Source organism: Lonsdalea britannica (genome assembly GCF_002111595.1).
GTDB classification, from domain to species: domain Bacteria; phylum Pseudomonadota; class Gammaproteobacteria; order Enterobacterales; family Enterobacteriaceae; genus Lonsdalea; species Lonsdalea britannica.
In genome coordinates, this window is sequence record NZ_LUTN01000003.1 from 178,858 (window position 1) to 197,240 (window position 18,383).

The following is an 18,383-nucleotide window of genomic DNA, read 5'->3' on the forward strand; positions in this document are numbered from 1 at the left end:
ATAAGCTGAAAAGTAAATTCGTGGAATCGCTCTCACAAAGGTGGTCTGATGGCCGGAGCGTTAAACGGACGGACCCGACGACATCGCCGGGTCATACTGGTCAACTCAGCACGCCTCTTGCTGGTAGCGGTAGGTTGAACCTTCCGGGACAAACTCCAGGCGATGCGTGATGCAGTGCGGCGCATCTTCCGCATGGTGCGAGACGAACAGCAGCTGCGTGTCGCCTTCTCTAATCAGTCGGTCCAGCCAGCTGCGGATCAGCTGACGATTTATCGGATCTAATCCCTGCAATGGCTCGTCAAGGATCAGCAGGGCGGGGTGTTTCACCAGCGCGCGGACGATCAGTACCAGACGCTGCTGTCCCCAGGATAACGATTGGAAGGGCGCATCCGCCGTGGCGTCGGGCAGACCCAGCAATGACAGCCACTCCGCCGTGAGTTGGTTTTGCCGGTCGGAAGCGGTTTGATACACGCCGATAGAGTCGAAAAATCCGGAAAGAATGACGTGGCGGACGCTGATGCTGACGCGATAGTCCATATGCAGGCTGCTGCTGACGTAACCGATGTGTCGCTTGATGTCCCAGATGGTTTCACCGCTGCCCCGTCGACGGCCAAACAGCGTCAGATCGTTGCTGTAGCCCTGCGGATGGTCACCGGTGATCAGACTCAGCAGCGTCGATTTCCCTGCTCCGTTAGGCCCGATAATCTGCCAGTGCTGGCCGGGCATCACGGTCCAACTGAGGTCGTCCAGTATCCGGCGGTCGTCGTAGCTCACGACTCCGTGATGAAGTTGGATCAACGGCTGTTGCGATGCGTCTGGGCTGCCTTGCGGGCGCGGCGATTCTGGCTCTGGTAAACGGGCATCGTGGAGTTTCTCGCTGTAGGCCAGCTGCGCCACCAGCTCATCCGCCATAATCTTCTCGCGTTGGCCTTGACGGGTGAGCGAACAGTCCGCCAGTACCCCGACGTGTTCGACAAACGCGGGAATGTCCTCGAAGCGATTGATGATCAGCACCAGCGTATAGCCCTGTGTCGTCAACTGCGCTAACAGGTCGCTCAGCTGTTGACGGGAACCGACGTCCAGCCCATCGAACGGTTCGTCCAGAATCAGCAGGTCAGGCTGCGGCATCAGCGCCTGACACAGCATAACCTTACGCGTTTCGCCCGTGGACAGATGCTTAAAACGCCGTTGCAGCAGAGGGGCGATGCCGAACTGTTCGGCCAGCGCGGAACAGCGCGCGTCGTCGCTGATGGCGTCCTGAATCACTTCTGCGGTGGTGCGGCCGGTATCATTTTCGCCTTCGCTCAGCATATCGGTATTGTTACGCTGCCACTCCTGGTTCACCAACTGTTGCAACTGTTCGAACGACAGCCGCGCGATGCGCTGAAAGTCGCACTGTCGCTGGCCTTCCAGCAACGGCAACTCGCCGGATATAGCCTTTGCCAGCACCGATTTGCCGCTGCCGTTGGCGCCGACGAACGCCCAGCTCTCTTTTTGGCGGACGGTGACGTCATCCAGCCAAAACGTGCGGGTGTCGCTGAGTCGATAGCGTGCCTGATGCAGTTGCAAAAATGACATAGTGGTTTCCTTAGTGAGTATTCCTGCGCCCTTTATTTTGTCGGCGTGCGAGTCATCGGCGCATTTTCGGCTCAGCACAGCGTGGCGATAATCACCTGCTCAGCGCTAAAGCTGGCGTTGACGCACTGGTCGAGCCGAAGCGCATAGCGCGCAACGGTGGCGTTGGAGAGCGTCGCGCACAGCACTTCTCCCCCGGTGAGCGTCACCCATATTTCGCTGTGATCGAGGCCTGTTTGCAGGTGGGTGATTTTGCCCGGCAGGATGTTATCCGCGTTAGCGGTGGGTTGATCCTGCGGAGTGACGCTCACCCAGGGCGCCTTGACCAATGCCAGCACCTCTTTGCCCTGCGTCAGCTGCAAGCGTTCCGCGCTTTGGGCGGTAATCGCGGCTTGAATTCGGGTGTTGCCGTCGGCCAGTAGAATTTCCAAATGTTGCTGAACCGGCTGTTCCGCCCGGCTGATTAGCGTGCCGAACAGCTGGTTGCGTGCGCTGGTTTGCAGGGAAAAACGCGCGATGGCGGCTAGCAGACTGTCGAGCGGCAGCTTGTCTTGCTGCAGGACATCGAAGGCTTTCTGTTGAATCTGCGCTAAGAGATCATACAGCTGGATCAAGCGTTCCCCGTAGCTCGTGACCGCCGCGCCGCCGCCGCCTTTGCCGCCGGTCACTCGGTCGACGAGGGTCTGGTCGGCCAGCTGATTCATTTCGTTGATGGCGTCCCAGGCGCTTTTATAACTGATACCGGCTAACCTGGCTCCCTGACTGATGGAACCCGTCTGCTTGATCTGTTTGAGCAGCGCAATGCGGCGGGGATCGGCAAACAGACGCTGTTGCAGTTTCAGGGTAAGAAGAATTTCTGCTTGCATGGCAATAGGTTCCATTGAGAGAAGCGCGTCGGCGAAAGGTATTGTCACCATTTTTTCCGCGGCGGGCAAATCGCACGAAAGGCCGCATTAATTCATACTTTTCGGGTAGACTGTTTACAAGCGCGGGCTAGCATTTGACGGTAGCCTGATGAATCTGGATTGCTGTCTTGCCACGACAGCCATTGCTTCAAGTGAGGTCGACATGTTGGAGTTGCTGAGTAGTCTGCTGTTTGCGGTATGTATGGTACCGGTGATGATGGCCTTGATTCTGGGGTGCATCTACGGTCTGGGCGAGGTGTTTAACGTCTTCTCCGCCCTGGGTCATCACGAGTCCAAATCTTCACAAAAAGCGTCCTGATCCCCTATCTTTAAAAGTCCGGCGTTCGCCGGACTTTTTCCTGTCATTATTTCGTCAATTCAGCTTCCACAAAGCAGATGTCATTTTGTAACTACCGTTATATTATCGCCTACACAACGGTAAAATAACGGGGAACATTGTCATGCAGTATTCATGGAAAAAATGGCTGGCCGTAGTCACATTAAGCCTGGGAATGATCGCTGGGGCCTCCGCGGCGACCGATAAAGTTACGGTGTTCGCCGCGGCGTCGCTGACCAATGCGCTGCAGGAAATCGCAGATCATTATCAGCAAGAAAAGCAGGTTTCGATCGTGGCGTCGTACGCCTCGTCGTCGACGCTGGCGCGCCAAATAGAGCAGGGCGCGCCTGCCGATATCTTTATTTCCGCCGACCAGCAGTGGATGGATTACGCTCAGAACAAGCAGCTCATCGACAACGGCAGCCGCTATACGCTGTTGGGTAACGAACTGGTTGTTATCGCACCGAAAAACGCCGACGTGAAATCGATCGATATCAATGCCTCCACCCCATGGACGAGCCTGCTCAAGGGCGGCCGTCTGGCCGTCGGCGATCCGGACCATGTTCCTGCGGGTATCTACGCCAAAGAGGCGCTGCAAAACCTGAAAGCCTGGGACACCCTATCGCCGTTGATGGCTCGCGCCAGCGATGTGCGCGGCGCGTTAGCGCTGGTAGAGCGTGAAGAAGCGCCGCTGGGCATCGTTTATGGTTCAGACGCGGTCGCCAGCGCGAAAGTGAAGGTTGTGGGGACCTTCCCGGCCAGCAGTCATAAGCCGGTGGAATACCCGGTTGCTATCGTGAAAGATCACGACACGGCGGCGGCCAACGCCTTTTCTGACTACCTGAAAACGCCGCAGGCCGCGGACGTCTTCAAACGCTACGGTTTCACTCCGCGCTAATGGTGCTCAGCGACTATGAATGGCAGGCGATTCAGCTGAGTCTCAAGGTCTCGCTGTTAGCCGTGAGCGGTAGCCTGCCGCTGGGAATTCTGATGGCGTGGATTCTGGTGCGCTGTCGGTTTCCCGGCAAGTCGCTACTGGATAGCCTCATCCATCTTCCCTTGGTCCTGCCGCCGGTCGTTATCGGCTATCTGCTGCTGGTAGGCATGGGGCGCAAAGGTGTTATCGGCGCCTGGCTTTATGACTGGTTCGGCGTCAGTTTCAGCTTTAGCTGGCGTGGGGCGGCGCTGGCCTCTGCCGTGGTGGCGTTTCCTCTGCTGGTGCGGGCGATCCGCCTGTCACTTGAAACGGTGGATCCACGGCTTGAATTGGCCGCCCGCACGCTAGGCGCGCACCCGTGGCGCGTCTTTTTCACCGTCACGCTGCCCTTGACGTTGCCCGGCATTATCGTCGGCACGGTGCTGGCGTTCGCGCGCTCCTTAGGGGAGTTCGGCGCGACGATTACGTTCGTCTCTAATATCCCCGGTGAAACCCGCACTATTCCGCTCGCGATGTACACGCTGATCCAGACGCCCGGCGCGGAAACGCAGGCGGCCCGACTGTGCCTCATTGCTATCGTGCTGTCGCTCTTGGCGCTGTTGCTGTCGGAATGGTTGACCGGCTGGAGCCGGCGGCGACTGGGGGGATAATGCTGCAACTGGATTTCGCTCAGCAGTTGGGCGAGTTGTCGCTCAGCGTCACGTCGACTCTGCCCGCTAGCGGTATTTCCGCGATATTTGGCGTTTCCGGCGCGGGAAAAACGTCGCTGATTAACGCCATTGCTGGACTCACGCGGCCCGATAGCGGATATATTCAGCTCAACGATCGGGTGCTGGTGGATACCGAACGCCGTATTTTCCTGCCGCCCGAGCAACGCCGAATCGGCTATGTCTTTCAGGATGCGCGGCTGTTCCCCCATTATCGGGTCGCCGGCAATTTACGCTACGGTATGGCTCCCGCCATGCGCAGGCAGTTTGACGAAATCGTGCAGCTGCTGGGAATTGAACACCTGCTTAAACGTCATCCGCTGACCCTGTCGGGGGGAGAAAAGCAGCGGGTGAGCATTGGTCGGGCGTTGCTGACGGCGCCCGATTTGTTGCTGATGGACGAACCGCTGGCGTCGCTGGACGCGCCGCGCAAGCGGGAGTTATTGCCTTATCTTGAGCGGTTGGGACGAGAGGTGAAAACGCCGATCCTTTACGTCAGCCACAGCCTGGAGGAAATCTGGCGTCTGGCGGACCGTGTGGTGGTGTTAGATCAGGGCAAGGTCAAAACGCAAGGTGAGCTGGAAACGGTATGGGCCAGCAGCGCGTTGCGGCCCTGGCTGCCGCGCGAAGAGCAAAGCACTATCCTGAAGACGAACGTGTTGCAGCAGCATCCCCATTATCCGATGACTGCGCTTTCGCTAGGAGACCAGACTCTGTGGGTGCAGAAAGTTGACGCGCCGTTGAACAGCGCGCAGCGCATCCGCATCAACGCGGCGGATGTATCGCTGGTATTGGAACGGCCGACGGCGACCAGTATTCGCAACGTGCTGTCGGCGCGGGTGGCGGAGTGTCTGGAGGTCGGCGATCAGGTCGAGGTGAAACTGTGGGTCGGCGGTCAGGCCCTCTGGGCGAAAATCACCCCGTGGGCCAGAGATGAGTTGGGATTGTGCCCGGACCAACAGCTGTTTGCTCAGATTAAAAGCGTTTCGATTACGCCGTGATGCATGTTCTGGCACAGGCTACCGGCATGGCAGCCTGTGCGCTTTCCCATCAGAGGATCCGGTTCATGATCAGTTCCGCGATACCCGGTTCTTCGTTGTGACCGATCACGACATCCGCGCTTTCTTTAACCGCATCCGCGCTGTTACCCATCGCCACACCCAAACCGACCGTGGAAAGCATGCTGATGTCGTTGAAGTTGTCGCCGAAAGCGACGATATCCTGCATCTGCAACCCTTGCTCTTCGACCCAGCGGCGCAGTAGCTGGCCTTTGCTGTTGCCGGATTGTGCCACGTCTACCTGATCCTTCCATGACCATTCACAGGTCACGCCCAGCTCTTCTTCCACCTGCTGCGCGAAACCATTCAGGTGGGCATTGTCCGGATGGTGAGTGGCAAACTTCCAGATCTGCTGCGCGCGTGCGGTTTCTTCCTCCAGATTATCCACGTGGCGGAAATTCGGGCGTTGATCTACCGGCAGCGTTTCAGACCAGGCGAGCGCGCGGACGACGTGACCGGTCGGTTTTTCATACAGCATGTCGTCGTCGGCGTACATCAGACCGTGGATGTCGAACTGCTGCAGTTTTTTCAGCACGCCTCTGGCCTGCTCCGACGTCAGCGGTTGACCTTCCGAGATACGCTTTGTCTGATAATGATACAGATAAGAGCCGTTACAGCAGATAGCAGGTGTATCGAGCTCCAGCGCCTGATAAAAAGGGCGTATGGCCGAGTGATGACGACCGGAAACGATCAGTACCTTGATCCCGGCCTGCCGAGCCAGGGCCAGCGCTTTCATCGAAGCGGGCAGAATGGTTTTCTGTGCGGTAAGTAAGGTGCCATCCAGATCGAGGGCGATTGCGCGATAGGTCATCGTGATTTCTCTCGGGTTATAGGTAAACTTTCTCAGATGGTACACCGTAAGGAGAGGGCGCTGTAGGGCCAATTGCTTTCCCTTCGTTCTGTCAGCCAACCCTTACAGAACGTGAGCCATGTTACAACTGCGCCCGCATCGAGGTGAGGAGCGATAGGCCGTTCCGGTCTACTATTGATGTCTGAGTGCTAAGAAGCGCAATCCGCGTTTAAAGGAGAGTCTAATGCAGCAAGTGGTTTATACCGCCAGTCCCGAAAGCCAGCACATCCACGTGTGGCGGCTCAACAGCGAAGGCGAGTTGACGTTGTTACAGGTCGTTGAAGCTCCTGGACAGGTTCAGCCCATGGTGGTTGCGCCCGATAAACGGCACCTTTACGTTGGCGTACGTCCTTCGTTTCGCGCGATCAGCTACCGCATTGCGCCGGACGGAACGTTGACGCAGGCGGGTGAGGCAGCGCTGCCCGGTAGCCCAACGCATCTGTCTACCGACCACGAAGGACGTTATCTGTTCTGCGCGTCATACAGTAATGCCTGCGTCAGCGTCAGCCCGATTGGTAACGACGGCGTCGCGGGAGAGTTTATCCAGCAGCTGGATGGTCTGGAGGGCTGCCACTCTACCAATATCGATCCGGAGAATAAGGTGCTGTGGGCGCCTTGCCTGAAAGAAGATCGCATCCGTCTGTATGATCTGTCGTCAGCAGGCAAACTCAGCGAGCATCAGCCCGCCGATCTGCCTGCCGCTGCGGGAGCGGGTCCGCGTCACATGGTGTTCCACCCTAACAACCGATTCACGTACTGCGTTAACGAACTGGACAGTACGGTGGATGTTTTCGACATCAAAGATGCTGACGGCAATATCACCCGCGTGCAGACGCTGGATGTGATGCCGGAGGACTTCACCGGAACGCGCTGGGCGGCTGATATCCATATCACGCCGAACGGTCGTTTCCTGTATACCACCGACCGCACTGCCAGCGTGGTCAGCATTCTCGGGGTGTCGGAGGACGGTAGCCATCTGACGCTGATCGGCCATCAGCCGACGGAGATCCAACCGCGCGGTTTCAATATCGACAACAGCGGTCAGTTCCTGATTGTGGCGGGTCAGAAGTCGCACTATATCGAGGTCTATCAGATCAACGCGGAAGGGGGGCATCTGCAGCCGCTGTCGCGTTATGCGGTAGGGCAGGGACCGATGTGGGTCACGATTCTGGCGTTGGATTAAGCTTGAAGTGATACAAGAAAACCCGGTTCGGATAAGATCCGCGCCGGGTTTATGCATTATCCGCGGTATTCGATGATAGACAGCCCGGCGTTGTAGTCGGTGCTGTACACAATCCCCTCTGCATCCACAAACACGTCGCATGACTGAATGACGCGCGGGCGTCCGGGACGCCGGTCCATCATACGGTCTGGCGCGGCGGGCACCAGCGCGCCGGTTTCCTTGGGATGATAGGGGTTGCTGATGTCGTAAACGCGTACGCCTGCGTTCTGGTAGGTCGCGAAGATGAGCGTTGAGCTGATGAAACTGCCGGGACGGTTTTCATGCAGGTTATGCGGCCCGAAATGCGCGCCTTTCTTCACATAATCCACTTCGTTCGGCTGGGGGAAGGTCGCGATGCTGACCGGGTTGGTCGGCTCGCGAATATCAAAGACCCAGATCAGCTTTTCCCCGTCTTCCTGATTGTCCAGCACCGCTTCGTCCAGCACGATCAGTAAATCGCGATCCGGCAAGGGTAGCGCGGTGTGCGTGCCGCCGCCGAAGGGCGGACTCCAGTTACGATGACTGATCAGCTGCGGCTGCGTGCGGTCGCTGACGTCCAGCAGCGTCAGTCCGCCGTCGCGCCAGCTGCCGTAAGCCGTATCGCCGCTGACGATAGCGTGATGCAGCGCGTAGCGCTTCCCGTCCGGCCAGTCAGGCGTTTCGCCGGCGGCGGTGTGCATACCCGGTAGCCAGTAACGGCCAGCGACTTCCGGTTTACGCGGATCGGCCAGATCGATGGTCAGGAAAATATAGTCGCTGTAGCCTTCCAACAGAGCGGAGACGTAAGCCCAGCGTCCGCCGACGTACCAGATGCGATGGATGCCGATGCCGTTCAACGGCAGGAAGCCGATCTCCTGCGGTTTGTCAGGGCGAGAGATATCAAAAATCCGCAGACCCGCGCTCCAGGTATTGCCTTGTTGGCGCGTATCCACCGTTTCGGCTACGGAGCGGGTGTAATACACCTTTTCCTCGGCGAAGTTTGCATCGGCAAACAGATCACGGGCGTTGACGACAAGTAACAGATCGTCATGCGTTTGCAGGTGGATATTCCAGGTGCCCGGCGGGGCGGGGATAAACCCCACCGTTTTGGGGTTGATGGGGTCGCGAACGTCGACGATGGAAACGCCCTGCGACACCATATGGCCGATATACGCGTAGCCCCGATGAACCATCACCTGTACGCCATCAGAGCGTCCGCCCTGATCGCTGTGGCCGATGAGCCGCATATTGCGGCTGTAATCGGGGGTGGGCAAAGGTGCTGATGCCATAACTCGCCTCCGTTATTTTGCTTTTGCAGCCAGTGTAGCAAACCACGGGGCGATGAAATCATCGGTCTGACCCCAGCCCGGAATAATCTTGCCAAGGCTGGCGACATTGACCGGACCCGGCTGGCTTGCCAGCAGCGCCTGCGGAATTGAGGCGGCGGTAAATTCGTAGGTGGCAGGCGTTGGCTCGCCGGCGATTTTGTTCGCGACCAGTCGCAAGTTCACTTTACCGATCAGTTTCGGGTCCACGGCGACGCTGACTTTCCACGGGCTTGAGGCTTCACGCATCAACTGCAGATCCTGATTGGAGATGTCGATGCTGTAGAGCTTGATTTCTGTCCGACCGTTCTCTTTAAGCGCTTTGTAAGCGCCCTGGCTGAAGGCATCCCAGGTTCCCCAGATCGCATCGATTTTCCCTTTCGGGTATTTCGCCAATACCGCGCCGACTTTGTTGGCGGTGTCGCCCTGCACGTCGGAAGAGACGGCGCCGATGGATTCCAGCTCTTTAATGCCGGGATTGGCTTTCAGCAATTGCTGGTAGGCCGCCTGACGGCGTTCCATCGGCGGGAATCCGGCTACCCACAGCTTGATGATATTGGCTTTGCCGTTGAAATCTTTAACCAATTGTCCGAAGGACTCCTTGGTCAGAGAGGCGTCATCCTGTTGGGTGACGGTAACGCCGGGAATATCTCGATTCACCGCGGTGTCGAATACTGCGACCTTGATGCCGCTGTCCACGATGCGCTGCAACAGCTCGGTGGAGTAAGGATCACGCCCCTGAGACAGAATAATGCCGTCGTATTTTTGACTGATAGCCTGATTGACGAAGTCCTGGAAGCGGGCATCGTCGCCATTGCTCAGGAATGTGCTGACTTTGAAGCCGAGTTTTTTCCCTTCTTCCAGTACGCCGGAAACGAACTGAGTAGTGTTGTCATCGGAGCCCAAATTACGGATGACGGCGATACGCACCGGACCGTTATGGTTGGCTAGCGCGGCAGGCAGCGGAGCGAGAGTAGGGGTATTTTCTGCCAACGCAGGCAGCGCGATCGTCATGCTTAATGCCACTAACGCGGCGTGAAACTTCTTCATCATGGGCTCCTTGGTGGGAAATCGTGTTGCCAGTTTATGGATATCTTTATGTCTGGATGTCTATTTATCTGGATGAAGCATCATAGCGACAACGGTGAAAGGTGCAAAGAGCCCGCGTTATGTTTTTTGGTTTTATCTTATAACGGGTTGTTCGCGAGGTTTGAGAGCAGGGCGTAGCGTAAAAGGAGAATGCAGCAGAGGCGTAAATTGCGGCTCCCGCTCAGCGACGGCGGGAGCTAGATTGAGGCTTATTTAGCGAAGAAAGAAACGCCCTGACCGACGTTGCAGCGATAGCTTAGCGCCGTGCCGCGCTGTTGCAGGCTGGGCAGATCGTACATGTAGGTCGTGAAATTGACGATGTTATCCGGCAGCACCTGATAGCGCATAAACTGCTGAATGGGTTTGCCGTCGTTCGCCACCGTAAAGTGTTCATCGCTGAACGACAGAGTATTGTCTCCGGTCAAGCGATAGCCTGAATGCGCAGACCGCCACGGGTCTGGCTGGCGACGGCGCCATTCTGCGGCGTACATTGTGAAAGGTCGATACTGACGGCCACTTCACTTCCCTCATTCAGTGCATTGATGAGGGTTGACTGGCTAGTGAGAGGCTTGGCAGCGCAGGCGCTAGCGGCGACGGTCAATAAAGATACGGTTAAAAACAACGGGGTCATACGAGACATAAACGTCCTCCTTGATGTGAATAAAATCCCTGTAAATCGTATTAGCTCCAAGAGCATAGACGCATCTGGCGGCCCGAGCCTAGACCTTTACGGCTTATACGTTTAAAGCACTAACAAAAAACATTAAAAAAAAATCTATTAGGCCCCCTCGGAAAACTAAATCAGGAATTCTCCGATCTCGGTTTATCCGCCACCAGTTTTGCAGCGACGTCACCATCGATGTGTGTTCGGTTAACGCGCTCCAGAGTGGCGCGGGATAAATCTTGGAAATCAGCAGAGAAATGCAGACCGAAGGGCGTTCAAGCGACAGGGAGAATCAAAGAGGGGAGTAAAAACAGGCTGAGCCGAAGCCCAGCCTGACAATAATTATTTCACCAACATACCCGGCTGTGCGCCGCTGTCCGGGCTCAGCAGGAAGATGTCTTTTCCGCCGGGGCCTGCCGCCATCACCATGCCTTCGGAAATACCGAAACGCATCTTACGCGGTGCAAGGTTCGCGACCATGATCGTCAGGCGGCCTTCCAGTAGGGCCGGATCGGGATAGGCTGCGCGGATCCCCGAGAAGACCTGACGCGTTTCGCCGCCCAAATCTAAAGACAGACGCAGCAGCTTGTCCGAACCGTCCACCAGCTCCGCTTTTTGAATCAGCGCGATACGCATATCGACCTTGTCGAAATCGTTGAACGTGATGGTGTCCTGAATCGGATTGTCCGCCAGCGGTCCGCTGACCGGCGCGGCGGCGGCGGCGATATCCTGCTTGGAATCTTCAACCATCGCTTCGATGTTTTTCGGATCGATACGGTTGAACAGCGCCTTGAACGGATTAACCTGATGGCCCAGCAGCGGTTGAGCCAGCGCATCCCACTGCAGATCCGTGTTCAAGAATGCCTCGGCACGTTCGGCCAGCGAAGGCAGTACCGGCTTGAGGTAGGTCATCAAGACGCGGAACAGGTTGATACCCATTGAACAGATCGCGTGCAGGTCGGCATCACGGCCTTCTTCCTTCGCCACGACCCACGGCGCCTGCTCGTCGACGTAGCGGTTGGCCAGGTCGGCCAGCGCCATGATTTCACGAATGGCTTTGCCGGATTCACGGCTGCTGAAGGCGTCGGCAATGCTGTCGGCCGCGTCGGTAAAGGTTTTGTACAGCGCCGGGTCGGCCAGCGTATCGGCCAGCTTGCCGTCAAAACGCTTATTGATGAAGCCCGCGTTACGTGAAGCCAGGTTGACGACTTTGTTGACGATGTCGGCGTTCACGCGTTGTACGAAGTCTTCCAGGTTAAGGTCGATATCGTCAATGCGGGAAGAGAGCTTCGCGGCGTAGTAGTAACGCAGGCAGTCGGCGTCCAGATGCTTCAGGTACGTGTCTGCTTTGATGAAGGTGCCGCGAGATTTGGACATCTTCGCGCCGTTCACCGTCACGTAACCGTGGACAAACAGGTTGGTCGGCTTACGGAAGTTACTGCCTTCCAGCATGGCGGGCCAGAACAGACTATGGAAGTAGACGATATCTTTGCCGATGAAATGATAGAGATCGGCGTCAGAGTCTTTATGCCAGTAATCGTCGAAATTCAGATCGTCGCGCTTGTCGCACAGGTTCTTGAATGAACCCATGTAGCCGATCGGCGCATCCAGCCAGACGTAGAAGTATTTGCCCGGCGCATCCGGCACTTCGAAGCCGAAGTAGGGCGCGTCGCGGCTGATGTCCCACTGTTGCAGACCGGAGTCGAACCACTCCTGCATTTTGTTCGCGACCTGATCCTGCAGCGCGCCAGAGCGCGTCCAGGCTTGCAGCATGTCGCTGAAAGCGGGCAGATCAAAGAAGAAGTGTTCGCTGTCACGCATGACCGGCGTCGCGCCGGAAATCGCCGATTTCGGATCGATCAGCTCGGTTGGCGTATAGGTCGCGCCGCACACTTCGCAGTTGTCGCCATACTGATCCGCCGCTTTACATTTCGGGCAGGTTCCCTTCACAAAGCGGTCCGGCAGGAACATGCTTTTTTCCGGGTCGAACAGCTGGGAAATCGTGCGGCTCTTGATATAGCCGTTTTCTTTCAGGCGACGATAAATCAGCGTAGACAGCTCGCGGTTCTCTTCGCTGTGCGTGGAGTGATAGTTGTCGTAGCTGATGTTGAAGCCCGCGAAATCCTGCTGATGCTCCTGACTGACGGCCGCAATCATCTCCTCCGGCGCGATCCCTAACTGCTGAGCCTTCAGCATGATAGGCGTACCGTGGGCGTCATCCGCACAGATGAAATTAACCTGGTTGCCGCGCATTCGCTGATAACGAACCCAAATATCCGCCTGAACGTGTTCAAGCATGTGGCCGAGGTGGATAGGACCGTTAGCATAAGGCAGCGCGCACGTTACCAGAATTTTTTTTGCGACTTGAGTCATAGTGGGGAACTTGCTTGTTAATGAGTGAGAAAGAGCCACGATGTTAACCGATAGCGGCGCGGTGCGTAAACCTGTTCTGGATGCGGCTTCACGTGCGCTAGCCCGCGACAAACGGCGCTCAGGCAGCGCTTGAAAAGACTTTGTTCCGTGCCGGTACGCCCGTTCGCGGCGTTCTGTTATGCTTAAAGCCGTGTTCTGATTAATGACAAAATTTCAAGGAGCCGGGATGAAAGATAACCTCCCCGGGCACAGCCCTGACGCGCTGCACGAGACGGTGAGCCGCGTACTTGCCGCCTTTACACACCCGACGTTGAATAAAGATCTGATGGCGCTCAACGCGCTGCATCACTGCGCGCTGCTGGATGACGTGCTGCACATTGAGCTTGTGATGCCTTTTGTCTGGCTGAGCGGGCTTGAGGTGCTGAAGGAGTCGGTCAGCGACGAACTGCTGCGTCTCACCGGCGCGAAAAGCGTGGAGTGGCGGCTGACGCACGCGATTGCCACGTTGAGCCGAGCGAACAATCAGCCCGGCGTCAAAGGCGTGAAAAACATCGTGGCGGTCAGCTCCGGCAAAGGCGGCGTCGGCAAGTCCAGCACTGCCGTGAATCTGGCGCTGGCATTGGCGGCGGAAGGCGCGAACGTGGGGATCCTCGACGCGGATATCTACGGGCCGTCCATTCCTACCATGTTGGGAACGACGCATGAACGGCCAACATCGCCGGACGGCGAGCATATGACGCCGATTGTGGCGCACGGCATCGCCTCCAACTCCATCGGCTATCTGGTCACGGATGACAATGCCATGGTGTGGCGCGGGCCGATGGCCAGCAAAGCGCTATTGCAGTTATTGCAGGATACGCTGTGGCCCGATCTCGACTATCTGGTGTTGGATATGCCGCCGGGGACGGGCGATATCCAGCTGACGCTGGCGCAGAACGTGCCGGTGACTGGCGCTGTGGTGGTCACCACGCCGCAGGACATCGCGCTGGTGGATGCGATGAAAGGCATCGCCATGTTCGAGAAAGTGAAGGTGCCGGTTCTGGGTATCGTTGAAAACATGAGCGTGCATATCTGTAGCCACTGCGGTCATCTGGAGCCTATTTTCGGCACGGGCGGCGCGCAAAAGCTGGCGGAAAAATATCACTGTGCGCTGCTGGGCCAACTGCCTCTGCACATCGCTTTACGTGAAGATCTCGATCGCGGCGAACCGACCGTGGTCAGCCAGCCCGACAGCGAGTTTACCTCGCTCTATCGCGAGCTGGCCGGGCGGGTCGCCGCACAGCTGTACTGGCAAGGCGAAGTCATCCCCACTGAAATCGCGTTTCGCGCGCTATAACGCGCCATTCCTGTTCGCGTCCTGCTCGGACGCGAACCCCTCTCCCGCTTAGTGCTGGCGTGAAAGCGGCTAACTCCCTATAATTGCGGCGTTCAGACACCCTATGCGGTGTGTCCCTTCTTTTATTTTTCGTAAACCAGGTCTTTATTGCCATGACTGACAAGTCTCACCAGTGTGTCATTATCGGGATTGCCGGAGCCTCTGCATCCGGTAAAAGTCTCATAGCCAGTACCCTTTACCGTGAGTTGCGTGAACAGGTGGGCGATGAACATATTGGTGTCATTCCGGAAGACTGCTATTACAAGGATCAAACCCATCTGACGATGGAAGAGCGGGTGAAAACCAACTATGACCACCCCAGCGCCATGGACCACAATCTGCTGTTACAGCATCTGAGAATGCTGAAGGGCGGACAGGAAATCGCGCTGCCGCAGTACAGTTATGTGGAGCACACCCGCCTTGAAGAAACGGTGCTTCTCGAGCCGAAGAAAGTCATTATTCTGGAAGGCATTCTGCTGCTGACCGATGCCCGTCTGAGGGGCGAACTCAACTTTTCCATCTTTGTCGATACGCCGCTGGATATTTGCCTGTTGCGCCGTATGCGTCGCGACGTCAACGACCGAGGTCGTTCGATGGACTCCGTGATGGCGCAGTACCAGAAAACTGTACGTCCGATGTTTTTGCAATTCATTGAACCGTCTAAGCAATATGCGGACATCATCGTACCGCGCGGGGGTAAAAACCGCATCGCTATCGATATTTTGAAGGCGAAAATCAGCCAGTTCTTTGAATAAACTGTTACGAGCAGGCGCTGCCGCCCTCGGTCACTCAGAACCGACGGCAGCGGAGTAACCTGTCTAAATCCTGAGCGGAGAAAATGATGAGACTGTGCGATCGCGATATTGAAAACTGGCTGGATGATGGTCGGCTGGTGATTACGCCACGTCCCCCCGCAGAACGTATTAACGGCGCCACGGTAGATGTGCGTCTGGGAAATCAGTTCCGCGTCTTTCGCGGTCATACCGCGGCTTATATCGACCTGAGTGGTCCGAAAGACGAAGTCAGCGCGGCATTGGATCGCGTGATGAGCGACGAAATCAATCTGCCGGAAGGCGAAGCCTTTTTCCTGCATCCGGGAGAGCTGGCGCTGGCGGTGACGTTGGAATCGGTGACTCTGCCGGACAATCTGGTCGGCTGGCTGGATGGCCGTTCCTCGCTGGCGCGTCTGGGGCTGATGGTGCATGTGACCGCGCACCGCATCGATCCGGGCTGGCAGGGCCGGATCGTGCTGGAGTTCTATAATTCAGGGAAGCTGCCGTTGGCGCTCCGTCCCGGCATGATGATCGGCGCGCTCAGCTTTGAACCGCTGTCAGGCCCGGCGGCTCGGCCTTATAACCGACGTCAGGACGCCAAATACAAAGATCAGCAAGGCGCGGTGGCTAGCCGGATCGACAAAGACTAAGTCACAGACGCCGCCGCCTGATGCAGCCCGAATATCAATGAGGATGGCATGAAAAGACTCTTTACCGCGCTGGTTATTCTGCTGGTGGTGCTTGCCGCTGGCATGAGTGCGTTAGTCGTGCTCATCAACCCGAATGATTTTCGCGGCTACATGACTCGTCAGGTGGCGGCCCGGAGCGGCTATCAACTGAAGATGGACGGCGATCTGCGTTGGCACGTCTGGCCGCAGCTGAGCATTCTGTCCGGCGGGATGTCTCTGAGCGCGCCGGGCGCTCAGGCGCCGATTGTCAGCGCTGAGAACATGCGTCTGGACGTCAAGCTATGGCCTTTGCTGTCCCATCGGCTGGAAGTTAAGCAGGTCATGCTGAAAGGGGCGGTGGTCCGGCTCACCCCGGAAAGTCAGCCGAAAAAAAGCAATCAGCCGATTGCCCCGCCGGGATCGTCCGAACCGGATATCGGCAGCGGCTGGCGTTTCGACATAGGGCGCATAGACGTCGCCGACAGTCTGCTGATTATGCAGCAGGAAAATGGCGAACAGCTCAATCTGCGCGACATCAATGTGCGTATGACGCGCGGCGGCCCCAATGAGGCGCAGCTGACGTTATCCACCCGCATTAACCGCGACCAGCGCGATCTCTCTCTGTCGGGTTCGTCGGTGCTGGATATGCGTGAGTTTCCTCAGCGGATCAGCGCGCGCATCGACCGTCTGGATTATCAGCTGCAAGGCGCCGGGCTGCCTGCGAGCGGTATCACCGGCACAGGCTCTATGCAGGCCACTTACCAACGTCAGCCGGAAAAAGTTACCGTCAGCCAGTTTGCTCTGAGCGCTAATCAAAGCCAGTTAAGCGGAACCGCGGCCTATACGTCAGGGGTTGTGCCGGATTATACGGTCGACCTGCGCTCGGCGCAGCTGGATTTGGACACGCTGCTGGGACTGACTCAAAACGATGACGATACGGCCGATGCGGACAAAGCGTCCGCCGTGAAACCGGTTATCTCCAGCGATGTTTCGCCGCAGCTGGCGAACAGCGGGCTGCGTAATTTCACCGCGCATTTCGCGTTGCGCGCTGACACTCTGATCTACCGCGGCGTCAAGATGAACCAGTTCAGCGTGAGCGGTGCCAATCAGCGGGGTAAAGTGACGGTTGCCGAGCTGAGCGGCCAAGTAGGCGAAGGCCATTTTTCACTGCCGGGAACGCTGGATATTGATGCCTCTCCGGCGATTAACGTGCAGCCTGAACTGGAGAACGTCGAGTTAACCGATCTGATGCGGGTACTGACGTTGCCGGAAACGCTGAGCGGCACATTTACGATGCAGGGTAAATTCAGCGGTGACAGCCTCACCGTGCCGGCAATGCTGTCCAAATGGCAGGGCAACGCCGCGCTACAGGCGAGCCGCCTGCGGCTGTATGGGCTGAACATTCCGCGCATGATCCAGCAGGCGGTGGAACGTAACAGCAATGGGGTTCAAGGGCAAAGCGGCGACGAGCATTACACCGAGATGCAGCAGATTACCGGTCAGGCCCGCCTGAATGCCGGGAAACTGCGGATGTACAATTTGGACGGGCGCTCGCAGATTCTGGCGGTCGGCGGGGAAGGGTTGCTGGATCTGCCTGCCCAAAGCTGTGACATCAATCTCAGCGTGCAGGTGATTGATGGTTGGCAGGGCGACGACCGCGTGGTACAGCTGTTGAAAAATACCCGGATTCCTTTCCGTCTGTATGGTCCGTTCGATAATCTGAACTATCAGTTACCGGTCGACCAGATGTTGCGTAAGCGTCTGCAAGACGAGCTGAAGCAACAGATCAACGACTGGTCGAAGAAGAACCAGCCTGACTGATATACCTGAGGCCAGCCGGTGACGGCGCGGCCTCAGGGTTTTTCCTCTCAGCCCACTTCATCATATATGTCACCCGATTTCGGGTATAACTCCGTTACCCGAATAACGGGCATCTGCTAGGCTTTTCCTTTCACGCCACGGCGTCGGGGCACAGTCTCCTCCACCACGCCGGTTTCATATCCTCGAACGAGTGAGAAACAGGCATCAGCGCCACATCTTCCTGCTGGTCAAATACCCCAGTCAGCAGAGCGAGAGTGGGCGCATCGTCAATCGCGCCTAGCGAACTGCCGCAGCGGGCGCAAAAGGCCCGGCTTGAGGCTTCGGAAGAACGATACAGGGACGGCTGACCTCCTTCGCCCGTCCAGGCAACATCCGCGGATGCAAACTCCAGCCAGACGACCGTCTGGCCCCCTGTCTGTTTCTGACAGATATCGCAGGAGCAGGAGTGCGCTTTGGCGGGATTCAGCGCCTTGAATTGGATATAACCGCATAGACATCCCCCGGATAGTTCGGCTGCCATCGTCGTGATTCCTCATCGGTCAGTAATGTAGAGGCAATGTAGCAAAAATGGTTTGCTCCCACTATGTGTGGCGTTGCGTAGAGGCGCTGGGGAGTAATGGGCGTCATCGCAGGAAAGCGATCTCGCGGGGCATGATAGTCGGACTTGAAGCTGTGAGGCAGTGCGCCGCTCAGTGAGCGGCGCAGGGGACGGTGTCGTCGGCCCT

The 18,383-nt window shown here is 57.3% G+C and carries 16 protein-coding genes and 1 pseudogene; 9 read left to right on the top strand and 8 right to left on the bottom strand.

All coding sequences use genetic code 11. The annotated features are described in order from the left end of the window. Positions 1–105: 105 nt before the first annotated feature. Positions 106–1,578, bottom strand: a complete 1,473-nt coding sequence (gene modF, locus AU509_RS03790) for a molybdate ABC transporter ATP-binding protein ModF (protein WP_094117677.1) — start codon at positions 1,576–1,578, stop codon at positions 106–108. 71 nt (positions 1,579–1,649) lie between these two features. Continuing rightward, a complete protein-coding gene (gene modE / locus AU509_RS03795; protein WP_094117678.1) occupies positions 1,650–2,441 on the bottom strand; it encodes a molybdenum-dependent transcriptional regulator in 792 nt (263 codons plus the stop codon). A gap of 202 nt (positions 2,442–2,643) precedes the next feature. Here modE and AU509_RS03800 point away from each other — a divergent pair, with 202 nt between their 5' ends. The 4 genes from AU509_RS03800 to modC all read left to right on the top strand — a co-directional run bounded on the left by AU509_RS03800 (position 2,644) and on the right by modC (position 5,462). After that, complete coding sequence (locus tag AU509_RS03800; RefSeq protein WP_094117679.1) at positions 2,644–2,799, top strand: AcrZ family multidrug efflux pump-associated protein; 156 nt, start codon at positions 2,644–2,646, stop codon at positions 2,797–2,799. Between the two features lie 142 nt (positions 2,800–2,941). Beyond that, entirely contained in the window at positions 2,942–3,715 is a 774-nt protein-coding gene (modA, locus tag AU509_RS03805) for a molybdate ABC transporter substrate-binding protein (RefSeq protein ID WP_094117680.1), read from the top strand. Next, positions 3,715–4,404 (top strand): molybdate ABC transporter permease subunit, encoded by a 690-nt coding sequence (modB, locus tag AU509_RS03810; protein ID WP_094117681.1) that lies wholly within the window; start codon positions 3,715–3,717, stop codon positions 4,402–4,404. Before modA ends, modB begins: the two co-directional genes overlap by 1 nt. Beyond that, positions 4,404–5,462, top strand: coding sequence for a molybdenum ABC transporter ATP-binding protein ModC (gene modC, locus AU509_RS03815; RefSeq protein WP_094117682.1), 1,059 nt, complete (start codon positions 4,404–4,406; stop codon positions 5,460–5,462). The genes modB and modC overlap by 1 nt, the downstream gene beginning before the upstream one ends. Positions 5,463–5,511: 49 nt before the next feature. Here the strand turns inward: modC and AU509_RS03820 are convergent, their stop codons facing one another. Next, positions 5,512–6,330: a pyridoxal phosphatase gene (locus AU509_RS03820; RefSeq protein ID WP_094117683.1), complete on the bottom strand. Its 819-nt coding sequence runs from the start codon at positions 6,328–6,330 to the stop codon at positions 5,512–5,514. A gap of 223 nt (positions 6,331–6,553) precedes the next feature. Here AU509_RS03820 and pgl point away from each other — a divergent pair, with 223 nt between their 5' ends. Continuing rightward, entirely contained in the window at positions 6,554–7,552 is a 999-nt protein-coding gene (gene pgl / locus AU509_RS03825; protein WP_094117684.1) for a 6-phosphogluconolactonase, read from the top strand. A gap of 56 nt (positions 7,553–7,608) precedes the next feature. Here the strand turns inward: pgl and AU509_RS03830 are convergent, their stop codons facing one another. From AU509_RS03830 to metG, 4 genes and pseudogenes are all read right to left on the bottom strand, one after another. Further along, entirely contained in the window at positions 7,609–8,859 is a 1,251-nt protein-coding gene (locus tag AU509_RS03830) for an LVIVD repeat-containing protein (RefSeq protein ID WP_094117685.1), read from the bottom strand. Positions 8,860–8,871: 12 nt separating this feature from the next. Beyond that, positions 8,872–9,945 (bottom strand): sugar ABC transporter substrate-binding protein, encoded by a 1,074-nt coding sequence (locus tag AU509_RS03835; protein WP_094117686.1) that lies wholly within the window; start codon positions 9,943–9,945, stop codon positions 8,872–8,874. Positions 9,946–10,193: 248 nt separating this feature from the next. Next, positions 10,194–10,681 (bottom strand): annotated as a pseudogene (locus tag AU509_RS19020) (VirK family protein). A gap of 309 nt (positions 10,682–10,990) precedes the next feature. After that, positions 10,991–13,021 (bottom strand): methionine--tRNA ligase, encoded by a 2,031-nt coding sequence (gene metG, locus AU509_RS03845; protein ID WP_094117687.1) that lies wholly within the window; start codon positions 13,019–13,021, stop codon positions 10,991–10,993. A 226-nt stretch (positions 13,022–13,247) separates the two neighbouring features. On the opposite strand from metG, the gene apbC reads away from it, so the two are divergent. The 4 genes from apbC to asmA all read left to right on the top strand — a co-directional run bounded on the left by apbC (position 13,248) and on the right by asmA (position 17,658). Further along, positions 13,248–14,357: an iron-sulfur cluster carrier protein ApbC gene (gene apbC / locus AU509_RS03850; RefSeq protein ID WP_094117688.1), complete on the top strand. Its 1,110-nt coding sequence runs from the start codon at positions 13,248–13,250 to the stop codon at positions 14,355–14,357. A gap of 152 nt (positions 14,358–14,509) precedes the next feature. Beyond that, the gene (udk, locus tag AU509_RS03855; RefSeq protein ID WP_085652678.1) at positions 14,510–15,151 is read left to right on the top strand and encodes a uridine kinase; all 642 of its coding nucleotides are present in this window, start codon (positions 14,510–14,512) and stop codon (positions 15,149–15,151) included. Positions 15,152–15,237: 86 nt separating this feature from the next. Beyond that, a complete protein-coding gene (gene dcd / locus AU509_RS03860) occupies positions 15,238–15,819 on the top strand; it encodes a dCTP deaminase (protein ID WP_085652677.1) in 582 nt (193 codons plus the stop codon). Positions 15,820–15,867: 48 nt separating this feature from the next. Next, the gene (asmA, locus tag AU509_RS03865; RefSeq protein WP_094117689.1) at positions 15,868–17,658 is read left to right on the top strand and encodes an outer membrane assembly protein AsmA; all 1,791 of its coding nucleotides are present in this window, start codon (positions 15,868–15,870) and stop codon (positions 17,656–17,658) included. A gap of 130 nt (positions 17,659–17,788) precedes the next feature. Here asmA and AU509_RS03870 read toward each other — a convergent pair whose 3' ends face one another. Continuing rightward, positions 17,789–18,178, bottom strand: coding sequence for a GFA family protein (locus AU509_RS03870; RefSeq protein WP_094117690.1), 390 nt, complete (start codon positions 18,176–18,178; stop codon positions 17,789–17,791). Positions 18,179–18,383 lie beyond the last annotated feature (205 nt).

What these genes read in the sequence shown, in the direction of transcription:
- modF (WP_094117677.1), bottom strand. Translation starts at nt 1,578, where the DNA reads ATGTCATTTTTGCAACTGCATCAGGCACGCTATCGACTCAGCGACACC.
- modE (WP_094117678.1), bottom strand. Translation starts at nt 2,441, where the DNA reads ATGCAAGCAGAAATTCTTCTTACCCTGAAACTGCAACAGCGTCTGTTT.
- AU509_RS03800 (WP_094117679.1), top strand. Translation starts at nt 2,644, where the DNA reads ATGTTGGAGTTGCTGAGTAGTCTGCTGTTTGCGGTATGTATGGTACCG.
- modA (WP_094117680.1), top strand. Translation starts at nt 2,942, where the DNA reads ATGCAGTATTCATGGAAAAAATGGCTGGCCGTAGTCACATTAAGCCTG.
- modB (WP_094117681.1), top strand. Translation starts at nt 3,715, where the DNA reads ATGGTGCTCAGCGACTATGAATGGCAGGCGATTCAGCTGAGTCTCAAG.
- modC (WP_094117682.1), top strand. Translation starts at nt 4,404, where the DNA reads ATGCTGCAACTGGATTTCGCTCAGCAGTTGGGCGAGTTGTCGCTCAGC.
- AU509_RS03820 (WP_094117683.1), bottom strand. Translation starts at nt 6,330, where the DNA reads ATGACCTATCGCGCAATCGCCCTCGATCTGGATGGCACCTTACTTACC.
- pgl (WP_094117684.1), top strand. Translation starts at nt 6,554, where the DNA reads ATGCAGCAAGTGGTTTATACCGCCAGTCCCGAAAGCCAGCACATCCAC.
- AU509_RS03830 (WP_094117685.1), bottom strand. Translation starts at nt 8,859, where the DNA reads ATGGCATCAGCACCTTTGCCCACCCCCGATTACAGCCGCAATATGCGG.
- AU509_RS03835 (WP_094117686.1), bottom strand. Translation starts at nt 9,945, where the DNA reads ATGAAGAAGTTTCACGCCGCGTTAGTGGCATTAAGCATGACGATCGCG.
- metG (WP_094117687.1), bottom strand. Translation starts at nt 13,021, where the DNA reads ATGACTCAAGTCGCAAAAAAAATTCTGGTAACGTGCGCGCTGCCTTAT.
- apbC (WP_094117688.1), top strand. Translation starts at nt 13,248, where the DNA reads ATGAAAGATAACCTCCCCGGGCACAGCCCTGACGCGCTGCACGAGACG.
- udk (WP_085652678.1), top strand. Translation starts at nt 14,510, where the DNA reads ATGACTGACAAGTCTCACCAGTGTGTCATTATCGGGATTGCCGGAGCC.
- dcd (WP_085652677.1), top strand. Translation starts at nt 15,238, where the DNA reads ATGAGACTGTGCGATCGCGATATTGAAAACTGGCTGGATGATGGTCGG.
- asmA (WP_094117689.1), top strand. Translation starts at nt 15,868, where the DNA reads ATGAAAAGACTCTTTACCGCGCTGGTTATTCTGCTGGTGGTGCTTGCC.
- AU509_RS03870 (WP_094117690.1), bottom strand. Translation starts at nt 18,178, where the DNA reads ATGGCAGCCGAACTATCCGGGGGATGTCTATGCGGTTATATCCAATTC.